Source organism: Pontibacter sp. HJ8 (assembly GCF_054824225.1).
In genome coordinates this window covers 25098-32431 of record NZ_JSYF01000070.1, presented here as the reverse complement: position 1 = coordinate 32431, position 7334 = coordinate 25098, and the positions used below count along the sequence as shown (strand labels likewise).

At 50.7% G+C, this 7334-nt stretch carries 6 protein-coding genes; all 6 read left to right on the top strand.

The window, feature by feature from the left end; genetic code table 11:
- Positions 1 to 946: pseudouridine synthase (locus OB13_RS04325; RefSeq protein ID WP_461488920.1), on the top strand; the 946-nt coding region annotated here is incomplete at its 5' end.
- 8 nt (positions 947 to 954) lie between these two features.
- Entirely contained in the window at positions 955 to 1674 is a 720-nt protein-coding gene (locus OB13_RS04320) for a type III pantothenate kinase (RefSeq protein ID WP_461488919.1), read from the top strand.
- Positions 1667 to 2959: a hypothetical protein gene (locus OB13_RS04315; protein WP_461488918.1), complete on the top strand. Its 1293-nt coding sequence runs from the start codon at positions 1667 to 1669 to the stop codon at positions 2957 to 2959. Before OB13_RS04320 ends, OB13_RS04315 begins: the two co-directional genes overlap by 8 nt.
- 148 nt (positions 2960 to 3107) lie before the next feature.
- Positions 3108 to 3644, top strand: a complete 537-nt coding sequence (gene lptC, locus OB13_RS04310) for an LPS export ABC transporter periplasmic protein LptC (protein ID WP_461488917.1) — start codon at positions 3108 to 3110, stop codon at positions 3642 to 3644.
- A 188-nt stretch (positions 3645 to 3832) separates the two neighbouring features.
- Positions 3833 to 5125, top strand: coding sequence for a hemolysin family protein (locus tag OB13_RS04305; protein ID WP_461488916.1), 1293 nt, complete (start codon positions 3833 to 3835; stop codon positions 5123 to 5125).
- 81 nt (positions 5126 to 5206) lie between these two features.
- Positions 5207 to 7318, top strand: a complete 2112-nt coding sequence (locus OB13_RS04300; RefSeq protein WP_461488915.1) for a peptidylprolyl isomerase — start codon at positions 5207 to 5209, stop codon at positions 7316 to 7318.
- Positions 7319 to 7334 lie beyond the last annotated feature (16 nt).

The window sequence follows — 7334 nt, the reverse complement described above, 5'->3', positions numbered from 1 at the left end:
CCGCAGCGAAAGCAGGGACAGAAAGCCTTATGGCGATCGCCGTGAAGGCAGTGAACGCAAGCCTTACGGTGCTGACCGGGGCGATAAGTTCAGCAAAGGAAGGGAAGAACGCAAAGGCCTTGGTACCGACAGTGACCGTGACGCAGAAAGAAATCCTGAGACGCCAAACTACAACCTGAGCCGCTACAAGGATAATCCGCGCATCAAAAAGACCAACCGCAAGGAAGATGATGGAGACGACACCATTCGTCTGAACCGCTACATCGCCAATGCCGGTGTTTGCTCACGCCGCGAAGCGGATGAACTGATACTGTCAGGCGAGATCAAGGTGAACGGAGAGGTGGTAACGGAAATGGGCTTCAAAGTAAAGCCTTCTGACACCGTGCAGTATGGCAAGAAGCTCCTGAACCGGGAGAAGCTGGTCTACGTGCTCCTCAACAAGCCGAAAGACTTTATTACAACTACGGAAGATCCGGAGGGCAGAAAGACGGTGATGAGCCTGGTGGAGAAAGCCTCCAACGAGCGGATCTTCCCGGTAGGACGCCTTGACCGTAACACAACAGGTCTGTTGCTGTTCACCAATGACGGTGAGCTGGCCCAGAAGCTGACACACCCTTCCAACGAGATCAAAAAAATATACCAGGTAGAGCTGGACAAGCCCATAACCAAAGATGATTTTCAGAAAGTGGTAGAGGGTGTAGAGCTGGAAGACGGAAAAGCGATGGTGGATGACGTAGCGATGCTGGGTGACTCCAAGAAGTTCCTGGGGCTCGAAATCCATATCGGTAGAAACCGGATTGTACGCCGTATATTTGAGCATCTGGGCTATGATGTGGTAACCCTGGACAGGGTACAGTATGCCGGCCTGACCAAAAAGGATGTTCCTCGCGGAGACTGGCGCTACCTGACCGAAAAAGAGGTTATCCGCCTGAAGTATTTCATGTAAGAAGCCGTATGCGGAGCGTCGCCATTGACATAGGTAATACGAGTGCAAAGTATGCTGTCTTTGAAGAAGATGCTTTGGTAACACAGGGCTACTTCAAAGCGCAGGAGGGAATGCCGCAAGAGCTGGCCTCCCAATCCTTTGACCATGCTATCCTGGCTTCAGTGGCCGACGATCTGAAACATATAAAAACAGGGCTGTCTGTAGCCGGAAGCATCGTAGAGCTTTCGGCACAGACAGCCCTGCCTGTTTCCAACGATTACAAGACACCCCATACCTTAGGAGCAGACCGCATCGCCGGTGCTGTCGCAGCTCATTATTTTTTTCCGGGGCGCAACTGCCTGGTTATTGATGCCGGTACGGCCATCACCTATGACTTCATCGATAATGAAGGCCATTACCAGGGAGGCGGCATATCCCCCGGCATCCGGATGAAATTCAGGGCCCTGCATAATTTTACGGGACGGCTACCGTTAGTAGAAGGAATTAAAGAATCCTTTCCCCTTATCGGTCAAACGACAGAAGACTCGCTGGAGAGCGGCGTATTGGCAGGAACTGTAGCCGAAGTTGAAGGTATAATCCGCGCTTACAAGCAAAAATCAGATCGCCTGGTGGTTATACTTTGCGGAGGAGATGCAGGATTTTTTGAAAGTAACATAAAAGAACGCATCTTTGTAATTCCTGAACTGGTCCTGATAGGGCTTCATAGAATTTTGAAACATAATGTATAAACCGTTCCGTTTACTTATTTGCGCCACTGTACTGTGTTTTGCACAGGCTGTGCAGGCGCAAAACATTGGTAATTCGCCGTACTCCCGTTATGGATTGGGAGAACTCAACACGAACTTTGGCAATATCCGGACAGCAGGAATGGGCGGTGTGGGCGTAAGTTCAGGCAGTAGTTTTCAGCCGAACACAGCCAATCCGGCACTGTTATACTACAACAGCATCACCATTTTTGATGTAGGGGTAGCGGGGCAGTATAAAACTGTCAAAAACAGCACTGAATCACAGAAGGACGGCAATGCGAACCTGAACTACCTGACGCTGGGTGTTCCGCTTTCCAAGCGCTGGAGCTCGGCTGTCAGCCTTCGTCCCTACAGCAATGTAAACTACGAGATCAGTAGTGTGGGATCGTTGCCCGGCAGACCAGAGGCCATCATTGTAAACGAGTACAAAGGCGAAGGCGGTCTGTCAGAGGTATACTTCGGGCATGGTTTCAGGATAGCCGAAGGACTGACTGTGGGCGCAAGTGCCTCGTATATTTTCGGTACTATCACGCAGGAGTCTTCTTCTATTGTGGCTGACACATCATTCAGAGACCTGGAGCTGCAGCGAGTGGTATACAGCGAGCGTACACGCTACAACAATTTCCTCTTCAAAACAGGAGCCAACTACCGCAAGAAACTAAAAGACAAAGCCTTTATTAGCGCAGGCGCGGTCTATACCTTGAATACCGACCTGAATGCCAAGCGCAATGCAGCGTATGAGCGCCGCACAGTATCCGAAGCACTCCTGGGCCCGCCCATGCTGACCGACAGCCTGGAAGGATCGGTAAATGTACCGAGCAGCCTGCAGGCTGGTCTGAGCTTTGACAACGGCAGCAACCTGACGATAGGAGCAGAATTCTTCGCGCAGGACTGGTCCGATTACAAAAACCTCGATGGAGAAAAAGAACTTGGCAACAGCTATAAGGTAGGGCTGGGAGCCGAGTATACCCCCAATGCCAATGCCATCGACAGTTACTTCAAACGCATCACTTATCGTGGCGGCCTTAACTATGGGCAGACACCCTTTACGGTAAACGGGGAGAATATCAAAGATATGTCTGTTACCGGTGGCCTCACCTTGCCGGTAGGCCGTGGGTCTTTCTATGAGATGTATCAGCTGAACACCGCTTTTGCTTACGGGCGCCGTGGCAACACCGACAATGGCCTGATCGCCGAAAACTATTTCCAGTTCAGCGTCGGAGTGACCATAAACAGCAGATGGTTTGTAAAACGCAGAATCGAGTAAACCAAAACGTCATAAAAAGCATTTACTAAGAAAGGCCGTTCCTGTAACGGTCTTTTTTATATTAGGCAGCTCTGGCATTGTGTTTGCACCCGGAGAGAAGCCACAACTAAATTTTTTATTAACTTCACTCTGAAAAGTATACAGAGGCATGCCGAAACCTTTATTGACCAGTCTTTTTGCCGTCCTGACACTCCTGGTGCTAGGGTGCGGAAAAGACCTGAAAGATCCTGATCAGGAAGAGAAGTATACCGGGCCGTTCAGGGTAACCGAAAACGTGCTGACGCTATACAGTGACTCTGCCAAAGTGCTCATCAAGCTGCAGTCGCCTTTGCAGGAAGACTTTGAAAACGGAGACATCGTGTTCCCGAAAGGGATCAATGTAGAGTTCTTTGAGAAGGGCGGAGCCGTAACGTCTACCATGCGCGCCAACTATGGCAAGCAGGAACGCAACAAGGACCTATACCTGGTAAAGGGCAACGTGGTTGTGAATAACCTGGTGAAACAGGAAAAGCTGGAGACGGAAGAACTGTACTGGAACAAGAACAAGGCGCAGATCTACACCGACAAATTTGTCAAGATCACCACACCGGAGGAAATCCTGATGGGGCATGGACTGCAGGCCAACCAGGATTTTTCCATTTACAAAATCAAGAAAGTGACAGGCGTATTTAGTCTGAAAGAATAATGAACCCGAAACTCATCAATACCATTCTGTTATCCCTGGCTTTTGTGACCATGGTGATCGGTATACACAGAAGCATAGCAGAGTCCGACATAGGAGGCAACTATTGGATTTTTATGATCGGCATTATGTTGTTCTTGGTATATAGTTACCGGAAAAGTAAAAGTGCCTGAACCCGTCGCTGATATTGCATGATAGACCCCAGTCAGATCGTATTGCTTTTTATTGCGCTGCTGAGCTGTGCCTTTTTCTCAGGTATAGAAACAGCCTTTATGGCTGCCAATAAGCTGCAGATAGAGCTCGACGAGAAGAATAATGTGCTGTCGGGCCGCATCCTGACGCGCCTGCTGCAGCACCCTTCCCGCCTGATGGGTACCAACCTGATCGGCTACATTATCTCCCTTGTTTTCTATGGGTTTGTGATAGCGGGCATGCTGCATAACGTGCTGCGGCTATACCTGCCGGAAGCCTTGCAACTGGCGCCTTTCATTCTTTTCCTGCAGGTGTTGATCGCTTCGGTGATCGTGCTGCTGACAGCAGAATTTCTGCCCAGGAGCCTGTTTGCCATCAACCCCAACCGTATGTTGCATGTGCTGGCGGTGCCGGTTCTGCTTTTTCATTACCTGCTATACCCTGTGGTATACCTGCTGGTGGGCCTCAGCAGGTGGATCGCCGAAAAAGTACTGAAGATCGACTTTCCGGATGATAAGCCCATTTTTGGCTACACCGACCTGAATGCTTACATCCGGAACCATCTCTTCCATCCGGTGGAAGAAGGCGCTCCGGAAGTGAACCAGGAAATTTTTCACAATGCACTCGATTTCAAAAAGGTCAGGGTGAGGGAATGCATGGTGCCCCGCATTGAAATAAAAGCGGTAGAGGTAAGCGAGCCGGTAGAAGCGCTGCGCGATGCTTTTATCAGGACCGGGCACTCCCGGATACTCGTCTACCAGGACACGATTGACAACATCATCGGCTATTGTCACCAGCTGGCCATGTTCAGGCAGCCGGAACAGATCGCAGAGATCGTCTCGCCTGTGAGCCTGGTGCCGGAAAGTATGTTGGCCAGTGAGTTGTTTCTGCGCTTTGGCACAGAGCACCGCACCGTGGCCGTGGTCGTGGATGAGTTTGGAGGCACCTCCGGCATCGTGACCGTAGAAGATGTGATCGAGGAAATATTCGGCGAGATACAGGACGAGTATGATTACGACGCACTGCTGGAGCAGGTGTTCCCGGAAAAGCAGCTATACCTGCTCAGTGCCCGCCACGAGATCGACTACCTCAATTCGAAGTATGAACTGGATCTGCCGGAAGGCGACTACGAGACGCTGGGGGGCCTGATCTTCTCGGTGCTGGGCGAAATACCCCAGCCAAACGATGTCGTGGAGCTGCCGCCGCTGACCATTACCATCCTGTCGATGGACGAGAACCGGGTGAATGCAGTGAAGCTGGTGAAAGCTACAGATTCACAGGGAGATGGATGATTTTAAACAGATACGCACAAAATTTTGAATTTTTGCACGATTAACCTTATTTTGCACATCCTTTATTAAGTTGTATAACAAATGGCATTAATTAACAAGATTAGAGAAAAGTCGGGTTGGGCTATCGGCGCCATCGCCATAGGGCTTGGCGTGTTTGTAGTCGGTGGTGACCTGTTGGGTCCTAACTCCAGACTTTTAGGTAACGATGCAGCCACTGTAGGCGAAATAGCTGGCGAAGAAATTGACTTCCAGCGTTTTGACCTGGTATTTCAGCAAATAAAAGGCAACTACGAAGGCCAGATAGGCCGTGCTGCCACTGAAAGTGAGCTGGCCATGATCCGTGAGCAGGCTTGGAACCAACTAATCTTCCAGATCGCTTTACAAAAAGAATATGACCGCCTGGGCATTGCTGTAACAGAAGAAGAACTGGCTGACATGGTGCAGGGGAACAACATTCACCCGTCTGTGAAGCAGGCTTTCACGAATCCGCAGACAGGCGAATTTGATCGCAACCAGGTGGTGCAGTACCTGCAAAACCTGGACCAGATGGGTCCTCAGGCACGTCCGATGTGGGTGAACTTTGAGCAGGGCGTTCTTTCTGACCGTATCCAGTCCAAGTACAGCAACCTGCTGACCAAATCGGTGTATGTAACAACGGCTGAAGCCAAGAACCAATTTGCAGCGCAGAGCACGACTGCGAACCTCAAGGTGTTGTATGTGCCTTACTTTTCTATCGCAGATTCTGCCGTAAAAGTAACGGATGCGCAGCTGAAGGATTATTTTGAGCGCCACAAAGACCTCTATAAGGTAGAAGACGGTCGCTCTGTTGAGTTTGTCACCATACCGGTTGCAGCTTCTGCAGAAGACAAAAACTACATCCAGGAAGAGATCACGACGCTTACCGAGCAGTTCAAGGCGACGACCAACGACTCTGCTTTCGTAAACACCAACTCGGATGTTCCTTATAACAATGCCTACCTGCATGCTGGTGAATTGCCGGAGCAACTGCGCAGCAGCCTGCCATTAGAGGAAGGCAAGGTATACGGACCGTTCACGGAAGATGAAACCTATACCCTCCACAAAGTGGTGGATGTGAAAGACGGTAGCGTGAACACGGCCCGGGCAAGCCATATCCTGATCAAGCCTGAAAATGACACTCCGGAGGCCAAAGCTGCTGCGCTGGCCAAAGCGAAAGATGTACTGGCGCAGATCAAAGGTGGCGCTGACTTTGCTGCCATGGCGGCACAACACGGCACAGACGGTACAGCCTCTGCCGGTGGTGACTTGGGTTACTTCACAGAAGGCCGCATGGTACCTGCATTTGAGAAGGCCGTATTTGGCGCTACCGGTGCAGGCTTGCTGCCAGCTCCTGTAGAAACAGAGTATGGCTACCACATCATCAAGATCACGGCTCCCAAAACAAAGCGTACGTATAAGATTGCAACCGTACAGCGTTCAATTGAGGCAAGCGAAACGACCCGTGACTTAGCATATGCCACAGCAGATGAGCTGTCAGGTACAAGCGGTAGCCTGGACGAATTCAGAGCGAACGTTGCCAAAAACGAAGCGCTTGCCAAGGAAGAAGCGTCCAACATCGGAAAGAACAACATCCTGGTTGGTAACCTGAACAACGCACGTGAACTGGTACGTTGGGCTTACGCCAAAGACACATCCGTAGGCGATGTATCTCCTGTATTCGAGATCGACGATCAGTTTGTAGTAGCTGCCCTGACCGGCAAGCGCGAAAAAGGCTATGCCAAGATCGAAGATGTGAAAGAAGAGCTGACTGCCGCTGTTCGCAACGAAGTGAAAGCCCAGCAGATCACCGAGAAGCTGAAAGGTGCCAAAGGATCACTGGACGAAATTGCAGCCAACTACGGACCTGATGCCATGGTGCGAACGGCAGAAGAAGTAAGCTTTGCTTCCGGTGCTATACCTGGATTAGGTATGGAGCCGGTGGCTATCGGTAAGGCGTTTGGCCTGAAGCCGGGTGGCCGTACTGCTCCTTTCGAAGGCCAGGGCGGTGTGGTTATGGTAGAGCTGGTAGAGCTGACCAAAGCCCCTGAAGTGCAGGACCTGTCTGGCGTGAAAGCGCAGCTGGTAAACACCCGCTCTTCCCGTGCCGAGTCTAACGCATTCGAAGCGATCAAAGAAAAAGCAGAGATCAAAGATAACCGCGTAAGGTTCTTCTAATTCCTGCCAATCCTAT

What these genes read in the sequence shown, in the direction of transcription:
- OB13_RS04320 (WP_461488919.1), top strand. Translation starts at nt 955, where the DNA reads ATGCGGAGCGTCGCCATTGACATAGGTAATACGAGTGCAAAGTATGCT.
- OB13_RS04315 (WP_461488918.1), top strand. Translation starts at nt 1,667, where the DNA reads ATGTATAAACCGTTCCGTTTACTTATTTGCGCCACTGTACTGTGTTTT.
- lptC (WP_461488917.1), top strand. Translation starts at nt 3,108, where the DNA reads ATGCCGAAACCTTTATTGACCAGTCTTTTTGCCGTCCTGACACTCCTG.
- OB13_RS04305 (WP_461488916.1), top strand. Translation starts at nt 3,833, where the DNA reads ATGATAGACCCCAGTCAGATCGTATTGCTTTTTATTGCGCTGCTGAGC.
- OB13_RS04300 (WP_461488915.1), top strand. Translation starts at nt 5,207, where the DNA reads ATGGCATTAATTAACAAGATTAGAGAAAAGTCGGGTTGGGCTATCGGC.